General features: G+C 65.5%; 14 protein-coding genes and 2 pseudogenes. 6 read left to right on the top strand and 10 right to left on the bottom strand.

All coding sequences use genetic code 11. From position 1 onward, the window contains the following. Positions 1 to 10: 10 nt before the first annotated feature. On the bottom strand, positions 11 to 1303 hold the full coding sequence (gene urtA / locus GGQ64_RS15960; RefSeq protein ID WP_183806081.1) for an urea ABC transporter substrate-binding protein: 1293 nt from the start codon (positions 1301 to 1303) through the stop codon (positions 11 to 13). 223 nt (positions 1304 to 1526) lie between these two features. Here urtA and GGQ64_RS15965 point away from each other — a divergent pair, with 223 nt between their 5' ends. The 6 genes and pseudogenes from GGQ64_RS15965 to GGQ64_RS15980 all read left to right on the top strand — a co-directional run bounded on the left by GGQ64_RS15965 (position 1527) and on the right by GGQ64_RS15980 (position 6994). After that, positions 1527 to 4913, top strand: a complete 3387-nt coding sequence (locus tag GGQ64_RS15965; protein ID WP_183806082.1) for a hybrid sensor histidine kinase/response regulator — start codon at positions 1527 to 1529, stop codon at positions 4911 to 4913. Continuing rightward, positions 4906 to 5437, top strand: a pseudogene (locus GGQ64_RS28315) (response regulator); the annotation flags it as partial. The gene GGQ64_RS15965 and the pseudogene GGQ64_RS28315, both read left to right, overlap by 8 nt. 74 nt (positions 5438 to 5511) lie before the next feature. Then, positions 5512 to 5823: pseudogene (locus GGQ64_RS28320) on the top strand (helix-turn-helix domain-containing protein); the annotation flags it as partial. 91 nt (positions 5824 to 5914) lie between these two features. Beyond that, positions 5915 to 6049: a hypothetical protein gene (locus GGQ64_RS28100; RefSeq protein ID WP_263814420.1), complete on the top strand. Its 135-nt coding sequence runs from the start codon at positions 5915 to 5917 to the stop codon at positions 6047 to 6049. Between the two features lie 162 nt (positions 6050 to 6211). Next, positions 6212 to 6556: a hypothetical protein gene (locus GGQ64_RS15975; protein WP_183806084.1), complete on the top strand. Its 345-nt coding sequence runs from the start codon at positions 6212 to 6214 to the stop codon at positions 6554 to 6556. A 93-nt stretch (positions 6557 to 6649) separates the two neighbouring features. Next, a complete protein-coding gene (locus tag GGQ64_RS15980; RefSeq protein ID WP_183806085.1) occupies positions 6650 to 6994 on the top strand; it encodes a hypothetical protein in 345 nt (114 codons plus the stop codon). 44 nt (positions 6995 to 7038) lie between these two features. Here the strand turns inward: GGQ64_RS15980 and GGQ64_RS15985 are convergent, their stop codons facing one another. The 9 genes from GGQ64_RS15985 to GGQ64_RS16025 form a co-directional block, all read right to left on the bottom strand. Beyond that, a complete protein-coding gene (locus GGQ64_RS15985) occupies positions 7039 to 7797 on the bottom strand; it encodes a FadR/GntR family transcriptional regulator (RefSeq protein ID WP_183806087.1) in 759 nt (252 codons plus the stop codon). 53 nt (positions 7798 to 7850) lie between these two features. Then, complete coding sequence (gene yjfF / locus GGQ64_RS15990; protein WP_183806090.1) at positions 7851 to 8819, bottom strand: galactofuranose ABC transporter, permease protein YjfF; 969 nt, start codon at positions 8817 to 8819, stop codon at positions 7851 to 7853. Next, a complete protein-coding gene (locus tag GGQ64_RS15995; protein WP_183806397.1) occupies positions 8816 to 9841 on the bottom strand; it encodes an ABC transporter permease in 1026 nt (341 codons plus the stop codon). The genes yjfF and GGQ64_RS15995 overlap by 4 nt, the downstream gene beginning before the upstream one ends. Next, positions 9838 to 11385, bottom strand: a complete 1548-nt coding sequence (gene ytfR, locus GGQ64_RS16000) for a galactofuranose ABC transporter, ATP-binding protein YtfR (protein ID WP_183806092.1) — start codon at positions 11383 to 11385, stop codon at positions 9838 to 9840. Before ytfR ends, GGQ64_RS15995 begins: the two co-directional genes overlap by 4 nt. 151 nt (positions 11386 to 11536) lie before the next feature. Continuing rightward, positions 11537 to 12499: a galactofuranose ABC transporter, galactofuranose-binding protein YtfQ gene (gene ytfQ, locus GGQ64_RS16005; protein WP_183806094.1), complete on the bottom strand. Its 963-nt coding sequence runs from the start codon at positions 12497 to 12499 to the stop codon at positions 11537 to 11539. 234 nt (positions 12500 to 12733) lie between these two features. Continuing rightward, the gene (locus GGQ64_RS16010; RefSeq protein WP_183806096.1) at positions 12734 to 13804 is read right to left on the bottom strand and encodes a BMP family ABC transporter substrate-binding protein; all 1071 of its coding nucleotides are present in this window, start codon (positions 13802 to 13804) and stop codon (positions 12734 to 12736) included. Between the two features lie 47 nt (positions 13805 to 13851). Beyond that, entirely contained in the window at positions 13852 to 14772 is a 921-nt protein-coding gene (locus GGQ64_RS16015) for an ABC transporter permease (RefSeq protein WP_183806098.1), read from the bottom strand. Next, positions 14772 to 15869: an ABC transporter permease gene (locus GGQ64_RS16020; RefSeq protein WP_183806100.1), complete on the bottom strand. Its 1098-nt coding sequence runs from the start codon at positions 15867 to 15869 to the stop codon at positions 14772 to 14774. Before GGQ64_RS16020 ends, GGQ64_RS16015 begins: the two co-directional genes overlap by 1 nt. Then, positions 15859 to 17433, bottom strand: coding sequence for an ATP-binding cassette domain-containing protein (locus GGQ64_RS16025; RefSeq protein WP_183806102.1), 1575 nt, complete (start codon positions 17431 to 17433; stop codon positions 15859 to 15861). The genes GGQ64_RS16020 and GGQ64_RS16025 overlap by 11 nt, the downstream gene beginning before the upstream one ends. Positions 17434 to 17452 lie beyond the last annotated feature (19 nt).

Raw genomic sequence — 17452 nt, forward strand, 5'->3', positions numbered from 1 at the left:
ATCAGGCGGATCAGGAGCCCTTGCCGCCGCACTTGCCGGTGGCGACGTTGAAGTTGCCGCACGACATCGGTGCGCGCCAGTCGGAGATCAGGTCCTTCGAGTCGGCCAAATAGTCCGACCACTCGTCGCCGACCACGAGGCCGGGGGTCTCCCAGACGGTCTCGAACTGGCCGTCGGCCTGGATTTCGCCGATCAGCACCGGCTTGGTGATGTGGTGGTTCGGCATCATGGTCGAGTAGCCGCCCGAGAGGTTCGGGACCGAGACGCCGATCATCGCGTCGAGCACGGCGTCGGTGTCGGTGGTGCCGGCCTTCTCGACGGCCTTCAGCCACATGTTGAAGCCGATGTAGTGCGCTTCCATCGGGTCGTTGGTCACGCGCTTGTCGTTCTTGGTGTAGGCCTTCCAGGTCTTGATGAACTCGGCGTTGGCCGGGTTGTCGACGGACTGGAAGTAGTTCCAGGCGGCAAGATGACCGACGAGCGGTGCGGTATCGAGACCGGCGAGTTCCTCTTCACCGACGGAGAAGGCCACGACCGGGATGTCTTCGGCCTTGACGCCCTGGTTACCGAGCTCCTTGTAGAAGGGAACGTTGGCGTCGCCGTTGATGGTGGAGACCACCGCCGTCTTCTTGCCGGCCGCGCCGAAGCCCTTGATGTCGGAGACGATCGTCTGCCAGTCGGAATGGCCGAACGGCGTGTAGTTGATCATGATGTCCTCGGGCGCAACGCCCTTGGCGATCAGGTAGGCCTCGAGGATCTTGTTGGTGGTGCGCGGATAGACGTAGTCGGTGCCGGCGAGTACCCAGCGCTCGACGCCCTCGTTCTCCATCAGGTAGTCCACGGCCGGGATCGCCTGCTGGTTGGGTGCAGCACCCGTGTAGAAGACGTTGCGCTGGCTTTCCTCTCCCTCGTACTGGACGGGGTAGAACAGGATCGAATTGGTCTCTTCGAAGACCGGCAGGACCGACTTGCGCGACACAGAGGTCCAGCAGCCGAACACGGCCGAGACCTTGTCGACGGAGACCAGTTCGCGGGCCTTTTCAGCAAACAGCGGCCAGTCGGAAGCCGGGTCGACGACGACGGCTTCCAGTTTCTTGCCGAGCAGGCCGCCCTTCTTGTTCTGCTCCTCGATGAGCATCAGCATGGCGTCCTTGAGCGTCGTTTCCGAGATCGCCATGGTGCCGGACAGCGAATGCAGGATGCCGACCTTGATCGTGTCATCGGCCGCGAATGCGCCGTTAAGCGCCGTGGTGGAGAGAACGGCGGCGAGAAATGCGCCGGTCAGGCGTGCCTTGATAGTCATTGTTGTGAACCCCTCTAGTTCTGACGGACAACGGACGGTCTGGCCGCTTAACCGTTGCTCAAGGGATCATCGGACGATCGCGTTGCAGTGCACATACGTCATTCTACGTAGACGCCGGGGTAAAGAACGGCACCTCTGCCGCAGCGCACCAATTCTCGCCGCCGCCGCGATGTGCTAGGACCGGGTCACGGGCAGGGTTTGCCCGCCCGCTCGAAGGACGCCCATGGCAGCACGCCAGCGCATCATACCGGTCCGACGTCAGTACAACCGTTGGGTCGCCGACCAGACGCTGGAGGACTATGCGCTGCGCTTCACCGCCAAGAGCGCGCGGCGGTTCTCGTCGGAGCGGATCTCGCAGACGGCGATCGGGGCGATCTCGTTCCTGGCGCTGGAGGCCATCGGCGGCACGATCACCATGTCCTACGGCACGACGAACGCGATCGCCGCGATCCTCGTCGCCAGCCTGATGATCCTGCTCGTCGGCCTGCCGATCAGCCGCTACGCGATCCGCCACGGCGTCGACATCGACCTTCTGACCCGCGGGGCGAGCTTCGGCTATATCGGCTCGACCATCACCTCGCTGATCTATGCGAGCTTCACCTTCATCCTGTTCGCCATCGAGGCCTCGATCATGTCGGGCGCGCTGGAGCTGGCGCTCGGCATCCCGCTTTGGATCGGCTACATCATCAGCGCTGTGGCGGTGATCCCGCTCGTCACCTACGGCGTGCGGCTGATCTCGAAGTTCCAGCTGGTCACCCAGCCGTTCTGGATCGTGCTCAACATCCTGCCCTTCGTCTTCATCGCCTTTGCCGACTGGAACGCCTTCGGCGAGTGGCTCGCCTATTCCGGCATCCGCCACGCCTCCGGTCCGCCCGGCACGCTCGCGCCGTTCCATCTGGTGGAATTCGGTGCGGCGTCCGCCGTCATCTTCGCGCTGATGGCGCAGATCGGCGAGCAGGTCGACTTCCTGCGCTTCCTGCCGCCCGACGGCCAGCGCAAGCTTAGCCACCGCATCGCGATCTTCCTCGCCGGCTCCGGCTGGGTCGTCGTCGGTGCGCCGAAGCTGCTCGCCGGCTCCTTCCTCGTGGTGCTTGTGTTGAATGCCGGGGTGCCGTCGACGCGCGCGGCCGACCCGGCGCAGATGTACTACACCGCCTTCGGCTACATGATCCCCTGGGAGTGGGCGACACTGCTGCTGATGGCCGCCTTCGTCGTGGTCTCGCAACTGAAGATCAACGTGATGAACGCCTATGCGGGTTCGCTCGCCTGGTCGAACTTCTTCTCGCGGCTGACCCACAGCCATCCCGGCCGCGTCATCTGGCTGGTGTTCAACGTCGCGATTGCGCTGCTCCTGATGGAACTCGGCATCTACCGGCTGCTGGAAGAGACGCTCGGCATCTTCTCCATCGTCGCCATGGCCTGGCTGTGCACGATCTCCGCCGATCTCTTCATCAACAAGCCGCTCGGCCTGTCCCCGCCCGGCATCGAGTTCAAGCGCGCCCATCTCTACGACATCAACCCTGTCGGCCTCGGCGCGATGTTCTTCTCCGCGAGCCTGGCGCTTATCGCCCATTTCGGCGCCTTCGGCGACATCGCCGCCTCGCTCGCGCCCTATATCGCCGCTGCCGCCTCCTTCGTCGCCTCGCCGCTGATCGCCTGGAAGACGGACGGCAAGTTCTACCTCGCCCGCAAGCCGCGGCGGAACTGGCACCTGCAGAACACCATCACCTGTTCGATCTGCGAGCATCCCTTCGAGCCGGAGGACATGGCCTGGTGCCCGGCCTATGCCGCGCCGATCTGCTCGCTCTGCTGCTCGCTCGACAGCCGCTGCCACGACATGTGCAAGCCGAAGGCGCGCTTCCATGCGCAGGCCGCCCACGTCGCCCGCGCCGTCCTGCCCGCTCCCGTGGTCGACAAGCTGAAGACCCGGCTCGGCCGCTACGGGCTTTCGGCCGCGCTCTCGATCGCCGGCATCGGCGTGATCCTCGCCATGATCGCCCACCAGGCAGGCGGCGCCTCGCCGGAGACGGCGGCCGTCGTCGAGGGCACGGTCGCGATCGTCTTCTTCGTCTTCGCCGTCGCGGCCGGTGTCGTCTGCTGGTTTTACGTGCTCGCGCACGACAGCCGGGTCGTGGCCGAGGAGGAATCCTCACGGCAGAATACGCTGCTGTTGAAGGAAATCGCGGCCCACAAGAAGACGGACGCGGCCTTGCAGGAGGCGAAGGAGGCGGCGGAGGCGGCCAACCGCGCCAAGAGCCGCTATGTCGTCGGCCTCAGCCACGAACTGCGCACGCCGCTGAACGCCGTGCTCGGCTATGCCCAGCTTCTGGAGCGAGACGAGACGATCCCGGCGCCGCGGCAGCCGGCCGTGAAGGTGATCCGGCGCAGCGCCGAGCACCTGTCGGGCCTGATCGACGGGCTGCTCGATATCTCGAAGATCGAGGCGGGCAAGCTGCAGGTCTATTCGAACGAGATCAACATCCACGATTTCCTCGAGCAGATCGTCGACATGTTCAAGCCGCAGGCGCAGGCCAAGGGCGTCGCCTTCGAGCATGTCCGCAGCCCCTCCCTGCCCCCTTTCGTGCGCACCGACGAGAAGCGGCTGCGGCAGATCCTCGTCAACCTCGTCTCCAACGCACTGAAATTCACCGACAGCGGCCATATCCGGCTCGACGTCGGCTATCGCAGCCAGGTGGCGACCTTCACCGTCGAGGACAGCGGCCGCGGGATCGCCGAGAAGGACCTGCCGCGCATCTTCGATCCCTTCCAGCGCGGCGAGGCCGAGCACGTCAACCGGATGCCGGGCCTCGGCCTCGGGCTGACCATCACGCGGCTTCTAACCCAGACGCTCGGCGGCGAGATATCGGTGACGAGCGCCAAGGATCGCGGCACGAGCTTCCGCGTCCGGCTGATGCTGTCGGCCGTCGACCGCCCGCAATCCCTGCTCGAACCGACCAGCCGCATCCGCGGCTACGGCGGGCTGCGCCGCAGCATCCTCGTCGTCGACGACAACGAGGACCATCGCAACCTGATGGGCGAGACGCTTTCGCCGCTCGGCTTCAACGTTCTGACCGCCGGCGACGGCGGCGAATGCCTGGCGCTGACCGAGGCGCTGCGGCCGGACCTGTTCCTCGTCGACATTTCCATGCCGGGCATGAGCGGCTGGGAGCTCGTGGAACGGCTGCGGCAGGCCGGGCAGACGGCGCCGATCATCATGCTGTCGGCCAATATCGGCGATGGCTCGGCGCAGGGCGCCAGTGGACACGACGACACGATCGCCAAGCCCTTCGATCTCGGCCAGCTCTGCGACAAGCTGGCCCTGCACCTGAAGCTCGACTGGATCACCTCCGACGCGCACATGGCCGAATCCGCCCCGGCAGTGCTCCGGCGGATCATCGATCCCGGCCCCGCCCACGTCGCCGAACTGATCCGGCTCGGCGAGATCGGTTATGTCCGCGGCATCGAGGCGAAGCTCACCGAGATCGCCCGACTGCCTGAACACAAGCCCTTCGCCGATGCGCTCAGGGACTATGTCCAGGCCTTCGACCTTTCGGGCTACGATGCCTTCCTGAAGAACATTTCCGAAGAAAGGACCGAACCGCGTGACTGAAATACCCGGCCCGCGCGACATCGTGCTGCTTGTGGACGACAGCCCCGAGGCGCTCGGCTTTCTGACCGAGGCGCTGGAGCAATCCGGCTTTTCGGTGCTGATCGCCACATCGGGCACCTCCGCGCTCGGGATCGTCGAGCGGATCACGCCGGACATCATCCTGCTCGACGCCGTCATGCCGGGGCTCGACGGCTTCGAGACCTGCCAGCGGCTGAAGGCCAACCCGGCCGTCAGCCAGACGCCGGTCGTGTTCATGACCGGGCTGACGGAGACCGAGCATGTCGTCCGCGCGCTCGAGGCCGGCGGCGTCGACTACCTGACCAAGCCGATCAACATCGACGAGTTGCGCGCGCGCATTCGCGTCCACCTGACCAATGCCCGCTCCGCCCAAAGCGCGCGGGTGGCGCTGGACGCCGCCGGCCGCCACCTGCTCGCCGTGCGCGGCGACGGAAGGGTGCGCTGGTCGACGCCGCAGGCGACGCGGCTGATCAACGCCGCCACCGGCTCCGACGACGGGCTGGAGACGCTGACCACCCATGTCGGCCGGTGGATGAAGGAGAGCGAGACCACGGGCAAGGACGGCAGCTTCACGATCCGCCAGAACGGCCAGGCCACCCTGCAGCTCTCCTATCTCGGGGCGATCGGGGCGGACGAGTACCTGTTTCGGCTGAGCGCCGAGAACCGACTGCGTGACGACGAGATCCTGCGCCAGCATTTCCAGCTGACGCAACGCGAATCCGAGGTGCTTTTGTGGATCGCCAAGGGCAAGGCCAACCGCGACATCGGAGAGATCCTGGGCCTCAGCGCGCGCACAGTGACCAAGCACCTGGAGCAGATCTATGTGAAGCTCGGCGTGGAGAACCGCGCTTCGGCGGCGGTGAAGGCGGCGCATGTCCTGCACGCGGTCTGAGGCGCCCTGAGATACGGCGGAAACCATAGCTTTCGAAGCGGTTTCCGACTTACCCCTACCCATGCTATCCTTCTTGCGGGGAGGAGCTGTGATGGAAAACTTTTTTGCATTATCTGCCATAGTCCTTGGAACCGCCGTGCTGGGCTTCGTGCTCGCACAGGCGATGCGCCGCCAGCGCGAGCACCAGCGGCCGCACCATCACGACGAAATCACGCCGCCGTTCTGACGGCCGCTTTTCCATGCCGAAGACCACCGGCCATCGCGACGGGCCTTGCCAACGGCAGGCTTTCGGGCCCAACATGCGTGGCGCAGGCAGCCGGCCCACCGTGACCTCAAGGCATGATCCGGGGCTGCCCTGGCGGGTTACCGTGCAAAATCGGGAGACGGCATGGATACGAGCGAAGACCACAAGGGCGAGCCGGAAGTGGGCGTCCTGTTCCGCAACGGCAACCTCACCGTGTTCGGGATCGTCCTCTCCTTCTCCCTCGGTTTCCTGAACACCTGGGCCAGCAACCCGAACGAGTGGGCGCTGACGGACCTGCCGACGCTCGTGCTGATCTCCACCGGCATCATCTTCCAGGCGCGTGCGCTATGGCGGCTGCTTCGGCCCAATTCGCTGAAGAAGACGGTGTTCGAGGCCGGCAACCGGCTGTTCGCCCTCGGCCTGCTGCTGACGGCGGTCGGCGTCATCATGTCGATTGTGATCGATCTGACGCGACTCATGATCTACTGATGGCCGGAACCAAAGGCCGATGGCTGCGTTGCCCGTCCGATGCCCGCGCCAAGAGCGCTCGACAGTCCATCCACGCTATGAGAAACTCCCGCCATGATCGAAAGCAGCGATATCGAAGTCGAGGACGAGCGCCTCAAGTTGATTACCGAACTGGCGCAGGCGAGAGGCACCACATCCGCCGAACTGCTGGCGCGCAGTGCACCGGGCACGCGATCCTGCCATGAGGCGACGCATACGGCGTCGATCGTCCTCGACCTGGTCGACCAGCATCTGCTGCACCATCCGGCGATCGCGGCAAACCCGGAATGGTTCCGCTACGCCTCAAGGGCGAGCGAGGCCCTCTTCAACCTCTACCAGTCCATGGGCGAGGCGCAGCTGGAACACCATGGCGACGACGGGCTGCGCCCCGAGGAGCTGAACGCCAGCAACGACGACTGACAGGGCGTCGCCCGTAGCGCATCGCGTTCTTCAAGGTGCGCCGCTCAGAGCGTCGATGCACGCCGGCGCTCGTTCAGCGCCTCCACCACCCGGTCGCGGCCGACGCGGATGACATTTTCCATCGCGCGGCGCGCACCTTCCTCGTCACGCCGGCGAATCTCCTCGACGATGCGGATATGCGTCGCCGCCACGTCGTCGATCTTGCTGCGGTCTCGGGCCGGCGAACTGAGGCGGAAGACCCCCACGAGGGCCGCCTCGATCAGGCTGCCGATGGTGCGGAAAAAGGGGTTTCGCGAGGCGTCGAGCACGCTCAAGTGAAACCTGAGGTCGGCGAGCGCCAGCGTCTCGGCGGTATGTTCCGGGTCGCCCATCGCCATCGCCAGCCGCATCATGTGACTGATGTCGGCGTCCGTGGAGAAGCGGGCCGCAAGCACGGCGGCGTGCGGCTCGAAGGCCAGCCGGACCTCGCTGAGATCGAGCAGGAAGACTTCGTCCACGCCCTTCGCCAGTTGCCAATTGAGAATGTCGCTGTCGAACAGGTTCCATTGCGCGCGCGGGGTGACGCGCGTTCCGATCCGCGCACGCGGGACGACCAGCCCCTTGGCCGCGAGCGTCTTCATCGATTCCCGCAGCACCGTCCGGGAAACCTTGAAGCGCGCCGCGAGGTCGGCATCGCCCGGAAGGGTGGCGCCCACCGGGAACTCGCCGGCCACGATGGCGCGTCCGAGCTCGTTGACCACCTGGGCGTGGCTGGTGCGCGTGTTGGCGCCCGTGATGACGGTTTCGAGAAGTCCCTTGCGCAATCGACCCGTTCCTCCCCCGTCCGGCCACTCCCGACCGGTTGCATTCCATCTCGTTACGCCAGCCGCCTACCGCCCTTCGACAGATAGAGAAATCCCTTCTGCATCAGGATGAAGCCGAACAGAAGTAGCCCAATCAGGATCTTCGTCCACCAACTTGAGAGCGAACCGTCGAACGTGATGTAGGTCTGGATCAGCCCCATGATGAGGATGCCGATCAGCGTGCCGCCGACGAAGCCGGAACCACCGGTGAGCAGCGTGCCGCCGATGACCACGGCCGCGATCGCGTCCAGCTCGACACCCACGGCAGCCAGCGAATATCCGGCCGAGGTATAGAGGGAGAAGACGATGCCCGAAAGACCAGCCAGAAGCCCGGAGAACGCGTAGATCGCAATTGTCGTGCGCGCCACCGGAACGCCCATCAGCCGCGCGGTCTGCACGCCGCCGCCGAGCGCATAGACATTGGCGCCGAAGCGGGTGCGGTGGGCGATCAGGATGCCGGCGGCGAAGACCAGCAGCATCAGCCCGCCGATCAGCGTGATCCGCCCTCCCCCCGGCAACCGGTAGTAGAACGCCTTCATCGTTGCGTAGAACGGATGCTTCACCGGCACCGAATCGATCGACAGCACGAAGGCCATGCCGCGGGCGAGGAACATGCCGGCGAGCGTGACGATGAAGGGCGGCATCTCCAGATGGTGGATGATCGCCCCCATCAACGCGCCGAAGAGGGTGGCGATCCCGAGCGCCAGGGCGAAGACGACGAGCGGATGCAGGCCGGTACTTTCCAGCACGACGGCGATGAACACGCCGGTAAAGGCGATCACCGCGCCGATCGACAGGTCGATGCCGCCGGAGAGGATGACGAAGGTCATGCCGACGGCGGCAATCCCGAGGAAGGCGTTGTCGGTCAGGAGGTTGCCGATCACGCGGGTCGACAGCATGTTCGGGTACTGCAGGACACAGAGCACGTAGGCTGCGATGAAGATCGCGATGGTGGCGGCGAGCGGTACGTAGCGCGGGTTCATTTCGCCTCCTGCTTGACGGCCGCCTCGGCGCTGTCCGACCGGCCGAACCAGGTGGCGAGATCGCGGATACGCGGCGACTGGACGACGAGGATCAGGACGATGATCGCCGCCTTGATGATCAGGTTGAACTCGGGCGGGAAGCCCGACAGCAGGATGCCGGTGTTGATCGACTGGATGATCAGGGCGCCGAGCAGCGAGGCTGCGATGCTGAAGCGGCCGCCGAGCAGCGAGTTGCCGCCGACGACGACGGCCAGGATCGCGTCGAGTTCCAGCCAGAGGCCGGCATTGTTGGCGTCCGCGCCCCTGATGTCGGCGGCGGCGATGATGCCGGCGATGGCGGCGCAAAGGCCGCTCAGGACATAGGCTGCGATCAGAAGCACCCCGGTCGATACGCCCGAAAGCGTGCTGGCGCGGCGGTTGATGCCGAGCGCCTCGACCAGCATGCCGAGCGCAGTGCGCCGGACCAGCAGCGTGACGGCGATGCCGAAGACCACCCAGATGATCACCGGCATCGGCAGGCCGAGGAACGAACCGCTGCCGATGAAGATCAGGCCGGGATCGTTGAAGGTCAGGATCGCGCCCTCGGTGATCAGCTGGGCGATGCCGCGGCCGGCGACCATCAGGACCAGCGTCGCGATGATCGGCTGGATATCGAGCACGGCGACGAGGATGCCGTTCCACAGGCCGCAGAGCAGGCCGACGGACAGTGCGAGCGCCAGCGTATAGACGAGCGAATGGCCCGACGTGATCGAGGCGGCGGCGACCGCGCCGCAGATCGCCATGACAGCGCCGACGGAGAGGTCGATGCCGCGGGTGGCGATCACGATCGTCATGCCGATCGCAAGCAGCGCCACCGGCGCGCCGCGGTTCAGGACGTCGACGAGGCTGCCGTAGACGCGGCCGTTCTGGATCTGCAGCTTGAGGAAATCGGGAAAGGCCAGCGAGATCAGAAGGACGACCGCAACGAGGACGGCGAACTGCGGGGCCAGCCGGATCAGGTGGGGCTTCAGCGCGTTCATCAGGCGGCCCCCTGCTTTTCGCCGGCGGCGATCGCCTCGACGATGTGGTCAGTCGTCACGGCATCGCCGACCAGCTCGGAGACATGGGCGCGGTCGCGCAGAACGATGACGCGGCGGCTGTAGGCGACGAGCTCGTCGAGCTCGGAAGAAATGACGATCAACGACATGCCCTGTTCGCAAAGGTTCTCGATGAGGCGGATGATTTCCGCGTGCGCGCCGACGTCTATCCCGCGCGTCGGCTCGTCGAGGATGAGGAATTCCGGATTGGTAGCCAGCCAGCGGGCAAGGATCGCCTTCTGCTGGTTGCCGCCGGACAGAAGCCGGATCGGCTTCTCCCGGTCGGTGGTGCGGATGTCCAGCGCCTTGATGTACTGGTCGGCCAGCCTGTCCTGCTCGGCGCGCGGGATCGGCCGCGCCCAGCCGCGCCGGGCCTGCAGTGCCAGCGCGATGTTCTCGCGCACCGACAGGTCGCCGACGATGCCGTCGATCTTGCGGTCCTCGGGGCAGAAGCCGAAGCGGTGACGGATGGCGGCGCGCGGCGAATTCAGCTCGGCCGGCTTGCCGTCAATCTCGGCCGTGCCGCTGTCCGCCTTCTCGGCACCGAAGAGGATTTCGGCGGTCTCCGTGCGGCCTGAGCCAAGAAGGCCTGCAATACCGACGACCTCGCCCTTCCTGACCTCCAAGTCGAACGGCTCGATATGCCCCTTGCGGCCAAAGCCGGTGAAACGGTAGCGGACGGGGCCTTCGGCGGCCTCGGTGCGCGCGACGGCCTTGATCTCGTCGCCGAGTTCGCGGCCGAGCATCATGGCGATCAGTTCGCGCCGCGGCAGCGCCGCCGCCTCGCGGGTGCCGACGAGTTGGCCGTTGCGCAGCACGGTGATGCGGTCGCAGATCGCATAGACCTGTTCGAGAAAGTGGGTGATGAAGACAATGCCGAGCCCCTGCGCCTTCAGCCGGCGGACGATGCCGAACAGCATCTCCACCTCGTGGGCGTCGAGGCTCGCGGTCGGCTCGTCGAGGATCAGCACCTTGCCGGAGAGATCGACGGCGCGGGCGATGGCGACGACCTGCTGCACGGCGACGGAGCAGTTGGAAAGCTCCGCCTTGACGTCGATATCGAGGTCGTATCCGGCCAGAAGCGTTTCGGCGCGCCGGTTCATTTCGCGCGAATCGACCAGGCCGAAGCGCTTCGGCTGGCGGCCGAGGAAGAGGTTTTCGGCGACCGTCAGGTTCGGCAGGAGGTTCACCTCCTGGTAGACCGTGCCGATGCCGAGGCGCTGCGCCTCGAAGGTATCGCGTGGATCGATGTCGGCGCCATCCAGGACGAGCCGGCCGCCGTCGCGGCGATAGGCGCCGGTGATGCACTTGACCAGCGTCGACTTGCCAGCGCCGTTTTCGCCGAGCAACGCATGCACCTCGCCGCGGGCGAGCTGGAAATTGACCTTGTTCAGGGCCTTGGCGCCGGGAAAGACCTTGTCGATCCCCGTCGCGGAGAGAATGATGTCGTCGCTGCCTAGTGTGTTTTCTGCGAGTGTGTTTCCTGGCATTTTCCCTGCCCGAATTGGATGCCGTACCGTGCAGGCGTGGAGCGCAAAGGCCCCTCATCCGCCTGCCGGCACCGTCTCCCCGCGAGCGGGGAGACGGATAAGCACAGAAAGCCCCGCACACGCATCGGCGCGTTGCGGGAGCCGGGAGAGATCAGTAGCCGAGGCCCTTCTTCTCCTCGTAGACCTTCGCCGGATCGTCTGCCTGGGTGTAGAGCTTCGATTCGGTCTGGATCCACTTCGGCGGAAGGGTGCCGTCCTTCTTGAAGGCGGCAAGCGCGTCGAAGGCGGGGCCGGCCATGTTCGGCGTCAGTTCGACAGTGGCGTTGGCTTCGCCGGCGGCCATGGCCTGGAAGATGTCCGGAACGGCGTCGATCGAGACGACGAGGATGTCGGTGCCCGGCTTCAGGCCCGCTTCCTTGATCGCCTGGATGGCGCCGACGGCCATGTCGTCGTTGTGGGCATAGAGGGCGCAGATGTTCTTGCCGCCGTCTTCCGCCTTCAGGAAGCTCTCCATGACTTCCTTGCCCTTGGTGCGGGTGAAGTCGCCGGTCTGGCTGCGGATGATCTTCAGGTTGTCCTTGCCGGCCAGAGCCTCCTCGAAGCCCTTCTTGCGGTCGATGGCCGGCGAGGAGCCGGTCGTGCCCTGGAGCTCGACGACGTTGCAGGGCTTGCCGGCAACCGTGTCCACCAGCCACTTGCCGGCGACGTTGCCCTCGTGGACCAGGTCCGAGGTCACGGCGGTCATGTAGAGGTCATCGGACGAATCCACCGTGCGGTCGAGCAGGATGACCGGGATCTCGGCGTCCTTGGCCTCGGTCAGCACGTCGTCCCAGCCGGTCGCAACGACCGGAGCGACGAGGATCGCGTCGACGCCCTGGGCGATGAAGGAGCGGAGCGCCTTGATCTGGTTTTCCTGCTTCTGCTGGGCGTCGGCGAATTTCAGGTCGATGCCGCGGCGTTCGGCCTGCTGCTTGGTCAACGTCGTCTCAGCGGCGCGCCAGCCGGATTCCGAGCCGATCTGCGAGAACCCTACGGTCAGGTCGGCGGCGTGAGCCGAGCCGAACATGCAGGCAGCCAGAACAGTGGCACTCGCGAGTGCGGTCTTCAATGTCATGATATCCTCCCAAAGAAAGCTGCTCCTCAGCAGCCATGCAAGAAAAATCATATTGTATGACTATTGTAAACTCAAAACTCCCCGACGACGCAAAATTCGCAAAGCACAAATTTTCACGCGATCTTGTGCAGCGCACCATCTCTCCCGTGAAGCAGAAAGACCCCGGAGCGTTTCCGCTTCCGGGGCCTCTGTCTGTCGCCTTTCAGGCGGACCGATCCTGAGCGATCGAAGTCCTCACTGCGGCAGCTTGTCGTCGACGCCGGCGATGTAGAAGTTCATGCCGAGCAGCACCTTGTCCTCCGGCTTCTCGCCATCCGCCAGCCAGTCCGAGCCGTCCTGCTTCTTGATCGGGCCGGTGAAGGGGTGCAGTTCGCCGGAGCGAATCTTCGCCTCGGTGTCCTCGGCCAGCTTCTTCACGTCGTCGGGCATGTTGGTGTAGGGCGCCATCGTCAGGATGCCGTCCTTGAGGCCATCCCAGACCTGCTCGGACTTCCAGGTGCCGTCGAGCAACTGCTGGGTGCGCTTGATGTAGTAGGCGCCCCAGGTGTCGACGATCGCCGTCAGCTGCGTTTCCGGGCCGGCCTTGATCATGTCCGAGGCCTGGCCGAAGGCCTTGATGCCGCGTTCGGCTGCGACCTGCATCGGCGCGGTGGTGTCGGTGTGCTGCGTCAGGATGTCGACGCCCTGGTCGATCAGCGCCTTGGCGGCATCGGCTTCCTTGCCGGGGTCGAACCAGGTGTTGGCCCAGATGACCTTGACCTTGAAGTCCGGGTTCACCGACTGGGCGCCATGGACGAACGCGTTGATACCCATGACCACTTCGGGGATCGGGAAGGAGGCGATGTAGCCGGCGACGCCCTTCTCAGACATCTTCGCGGCGATCTGGCCCTGGATGTAGCGGCCTTCATAGAAGCGCGAATTGTAGGTGGCGACGTTCGGCGCCGACTTGAAGCCGGTCGCGTGCTCGAACTTCACGTCCGGGAATTTTTCGGCGACCTTGATCGTCGGGTCCATGAATCCGAACGAGGTGGTGAAGACCAGCGCGCAGCCGGAACGGGCCATGCGCTCGATCGCGCGTTCGGCATCCGGGCCCTCGGGAACGCTTTCGAGGAACGGCGTCTCAATCTTGTCGCCGAAATGGTCCTGCAGCGCCTGGCGGCCGATGTCGTGCGCCTGCGTCCAGCCGCCGTCGGTCTTGGAGCCGACATAGATGAAGCAGATCTTGGTCTTGTCCTGGGCGCCGGCGGAGGCTGCGAAGCCCAGCATCGCGGCCGAAGTTGCAAGTGCGAGTAGCAGTTTTTTCATTTTTTGACCTCTGTAGGTTGAGACTTGAATTTCCCGTCGCTTCTTCTTTATCGGTCGGGCACGAAAGGCTTGCCGAGCGATGCCGGCGTGTTGATCAACGTCGTTCGCCGATTGTGCGATATCAGGACGAGGACGACAACCGTGGCCGCATAGGGAAGCGCCGACAGGAACTGGGAGGGGATGCCGAGACCGAGCGCCTGGGCATGCAACTGGCTGATCGACACAGCCCCGAAGAGATAGCCGCCGGCCAGCAGCCGCCACGGGCGCCACGAGGCGAAGACGACCAGCGCCAGCGCGATCCAGCCACGGCCGGCCGACATGTTCTCCACCCATTGCGGCGTGTAGACGAGCGACAACTGCGCACCGGCGAGCCCGGCGCAGGCGCCGCCGAACATCACGGCCAGGTAACGGATGCGGATGACGCCGATGCCGAGCGCGTGCGCGGAGGCATGATTGTCGCCGATGGCGCGGATCTTCAGGCCGGCGCGGCTCTTGAACAGGAACCAACTCGTGCCGGCCACCAGCGCGATCGACATGTAGAAGATCAGGTCCTGCCGGAACAGGAGCGACCCGAGATAAGGGATGTCGGAAAGCAGCGGGATTGCGATCTGCGGCAGCTTGGTGCCGGACATGCCGACATAGGCCTCGCCGATCTGGCCGGAAATGCCGAGCCCGAGGATGGTGAGCGCCAGGCCGGTCGCCACCTGGTTGGCGACCAGCGTAAGCGTCAGGAAGCCGAACAGCAGAGAGAACAGCGCGCCGCCGGCAATGCCGGCGAGAATGCCGACATAGGGAGAGCCGGTCGCCTGCGTGGCCGCGAAGGCCAGCACCGCGCCCATGATCATCATGCCCTCGACGCCGAGATTGAGCACGCCGGCGCGCTCGGTGACGAGTTCGCCGAGGGCTGCCAGCACCAGCGGCGTGGCGGCGGTAATCACGGTCAGCAGGATCGCCTCGACGATGCCCATTACTCGGCTCCTCCGTGGGCTGCCGGCACTGCCCGGCCCGGAAAGACGAGCCTGATCCTGTACAGGATGAGCGTGTCGCAGGAGAGCACGAAGAAGAGCAGCAGCCCCTGGAACACGCGCGTCACCTTGTCGGAGACGCTGAGCGTCAACTGCACCGCCTCGCCGCCGACATAGGTCAGCGCCAGAAACAGGCCGGCGGCGATGATGCCGAGCGGATTGAGGCGACCGAGGAAGGCGACGATGATGGCGGTGAAACCGTAGCCGGGCGAAATGATCGGCTGGAGCTTGTTGATGTTGCCGCTGACCTCGGAGATGCCGGCAAGACCCGCGAGCGCGCCCGACAGCAGCATCGAGAACCAGATCATCCGGCGCGAGGAGAAGCCGGCAAAGCGCCCTGCCCGCTCCGATTGGCCGAGCACGGTGATCTCGAAGCCCTTCAGCGTATAGCGCATCATGAACCAGATCAGGACGGCAGCGACGATCGCGAAGACGAAGCCGAGATTGGTGCGGCCGGAAGCGAGAATCTCCGGCAGCACGGCTTCGGGGGCGAAATCGCGCGTCACGGGGAAGTTGTAGGCTTCCGGGCTGCGCCAGGGCCCACGCACCATCCAGTCGAGGAAGAGCTGGGCGATATAGACCAGCATCAGGCTCGACAGGATCTCGTTGGTGTTCATGTTCGCCTTGAGAAAGGCGGGGATCGCCGCATAGAGCGCGCCGCCGATCATGCCGAAGACCAGCATCAGCGGCAGAACCAGCGGCGAATGCCATTCGTGGAATACCACCGGCACGATCGAGCCGGCAATCGCGCCCATGATGAACTGCCCTTCGGCGCCGATGTTCCAGTTGTTGGAGCGATAACAGACCGAAAGGCCGACGCCGATCAGGATCAGCGGGGCCGCCTTGATCGCGATCTCGTGCAGGGACCAGACATCCAGCAGCGGCTCGACGAAGAAGCTGTAGAGGGCGGAGACCGGATCCTTGCCGAGCAGCCAGAACATGACACCGCCGGCGATCACCGTCAGTATGAGCGCTATGAAGGGGGAGAGGACGGCGTAGAGGGCGGAGGCGCGGGGCCGCCTTTCCAGTTCAATGCGCATGCGCGGCCTCCGGCACCTTCGCCTCGCCGTGCATGCCACCCATCAGCAGGCCGATCTTCTCGCGCGTCATGTCTCGCGCCGGATAGACGTCCGACAGCCGCCCCTCGCTGATGACGGCGATCTCGGTCGCCACCTCGAAGATCTCGTCGAGATCCTGGCTGATGACGAGCACGGCCGAGCCGGATTTCGCCAGATCCACCAGCGCCTGGCGGATGCGGCTGGCAGCCCCCGCATCGACGCCCCAGGTCGGCTGGTTGACGACGAGGACGGCCGGCTGGCGGTCGAGTTCGCGGCCGACGATGAATTTCTGCAGGTTGCCGCCCGACAGCGAGCCTGCCGGCGGGTCCTCGCCGCTCTTGCGCACGTCCATCGCCGCGGAGATGCGCCTTGCGGCCATTCGCACGGCCGCGGACTTGATGATGCCGAGCGCGCCGCCTCCGAGAAACGCCTTGCGATCGGACTGGCTGCGGGCGAGCACGAGATTGTCGGACAACGACATGCCGGGGACGGCGGCGTGGCCGTGGCGCTCCTCGGGCACGAAGCCTGCGCCGATCAGTCGGCGCGCCGTGATCCCGAGGGTGCCGACGGGACGGTTGCGAATCAGCACGCCCTCGGCCTTCGATACTGGATACTCGCCGGAAAGCGCGTCGAAGAGCTCACCCTGGCCGTTACCGGCGACGCCGGCGATCGCCAGGACTTCGCCACCATGGACCTTGAGCGAGACGCCCTTGAGCGAGACCGCAAAGGGCGTGCGGGCGGCGGCGCTCAGATCGCGCGCCTCCAGCAGCACGTCGCCCTTCGTGCTCGTTCCATCCGCCGAGACGGCCGCTACATCGCTTCCGACCATCATGCGGGCGAGCGAGGCCGGCGTTTCCTTGCGCGGGTCGCAGGCGCCGCTGACCTTGCCGTGGCGCAGCACGGTGGCGCGGTCGCAGATGCGCTGCACCTCCTCCAGCCGGTGGCTGATATAGAGGACGGAGCGGCCTTCCCCCTTCAGCTTGGCCAGCGTCTCGAACAGGCGGTCGGCCTCCTGCGGCGTCAGCACCGATGTCGGTTCGTCGAGGATGATCAGTTGCGGGTTCTGCAAAAGCGCGCGGACGATCTCGATGCGTTGGCGCTCGCCGACGGAGAGGTCGGCAACATGCGCCTTCGGATCGAGCGGCAGGCCATAGGCATGCGACAGACGGGCCGCCTCTTCGGCGACCCTTGCGAGCGAGATGCCCGGTGGCAGCGACAAGGCGATGTTTTCGGCAACCGTCAGCGCCTCGAACAGCGAGAAATGTTGGAAGACCATGCCGATGCCGAGCCTGCGGGCAGCGCCCGGGCTTGCGATCGAAACCGGCGCGCCCTGCCAGAGGATGTCGCCGGCCGTGGGTGCCAGAACGCCGAACAGCATCTTCACCAGCGTCGACTTGCCGGCGCCGTTTTCGCCGAGAAGCGCGTGGATTTCCCCCGGCCGGATGTCGAGATCGATGCCGTTGCAGGCGGCAAAAGTGCCGAAAAGCTTCGTCAGATTGCGCACAGCCAGCAACGGGCTGCCCGCGGACGCTCCAGCGACTGACACTATGCCCCTCTCCTCTCGC

The sequence above is a fragment of the Mycoplana azooxidifex genome (genome assembly GCF_014196765.1).
Lineage (GTDB): Bacteria > Pseudomonadota > Alphaproteobacteria > Rhizobiales > Rhizobiaceae > Mycoplana > Mycoplana azooxidifex.

Bases quoted from the DNA above. Each gene is read 5' to 3' on its own strand.
- urtA (WP_183806081.1), bottom strand. From the start codon at position 1,303: ATGACTATCAAGGCACGCCTGACCGGCGCATTTCTCGCCGCCGTTCTC.
- GGQ64_RS15965 (WP_183806082.1), top strand. From the start codon at position 1,527: ATGGCAGCACGCCAGCGCATCATACCGGTCCGACGTCAGTACAACCGT.
- GGQ64_RS28100 (WP_263814420.1), top strand. From the start codon at position 5,915: ATGGAAAACTTTTTTGCATTATCTGCCATAGTCCTTGGAACCGCCGTG.
- GGQ64_RS15975 (WP_183806084.1), top strand. From the start codon at position 6,212: ATGGATACGAGCGAAGACCACAAGGGCGAGCCGGAAGTGGGCGTCCTG.
- GGQ64_RS15980 (WP_183806085.1), top strand. From the start codon at position 6,650: ATGATCGAAAGCAGCGATATCGAAGTCGAGGACGAGCGCCTCAAGTTG.
- yjfF (WP_183806090.1), bottom strand. From the start codon at position 8,819: ATGAACCCGCGCTACGTACCGCTCGCCGCCACCATCGCGATCTTCATC.
- ytfR (WP_183806092.1), bottom strand. From the start codon at position 11,385: ATGCCAGGAAACACACTCGCAGAAAACACACTAGGCAGCGACGACATC.
- ytfQ (WP_183806094.1), bottom strand. From the start codon at position 12,499: ATGACATTGAAGACCGCACTCGCGAGTGCCACTGTTCTGGCTGCCTGC.
- GGQ64_RS16010 (WP_183806096.1), bottom strand. From the start codon at position 13,804: ATGAAAAAACTGCTACTCGCACTTGCAACTTCGGCCGCGATGCTGGGC.
- GGQ64_RS16015 (WP_183806098.1), bottom strand. From the start codon at position 14,772: ATGGGCATCGTCGAGGCGATCCTGCTGACCGTGATTACCGCCGCCACG.
- GGQ64_RS16020 (WP_183806100.1), bottom strand. From the start codon at position 15,869: ATGCGCATTGAACTGGAAAGGCGGCCCCGCGCCTCCGCCCTCTACGCC.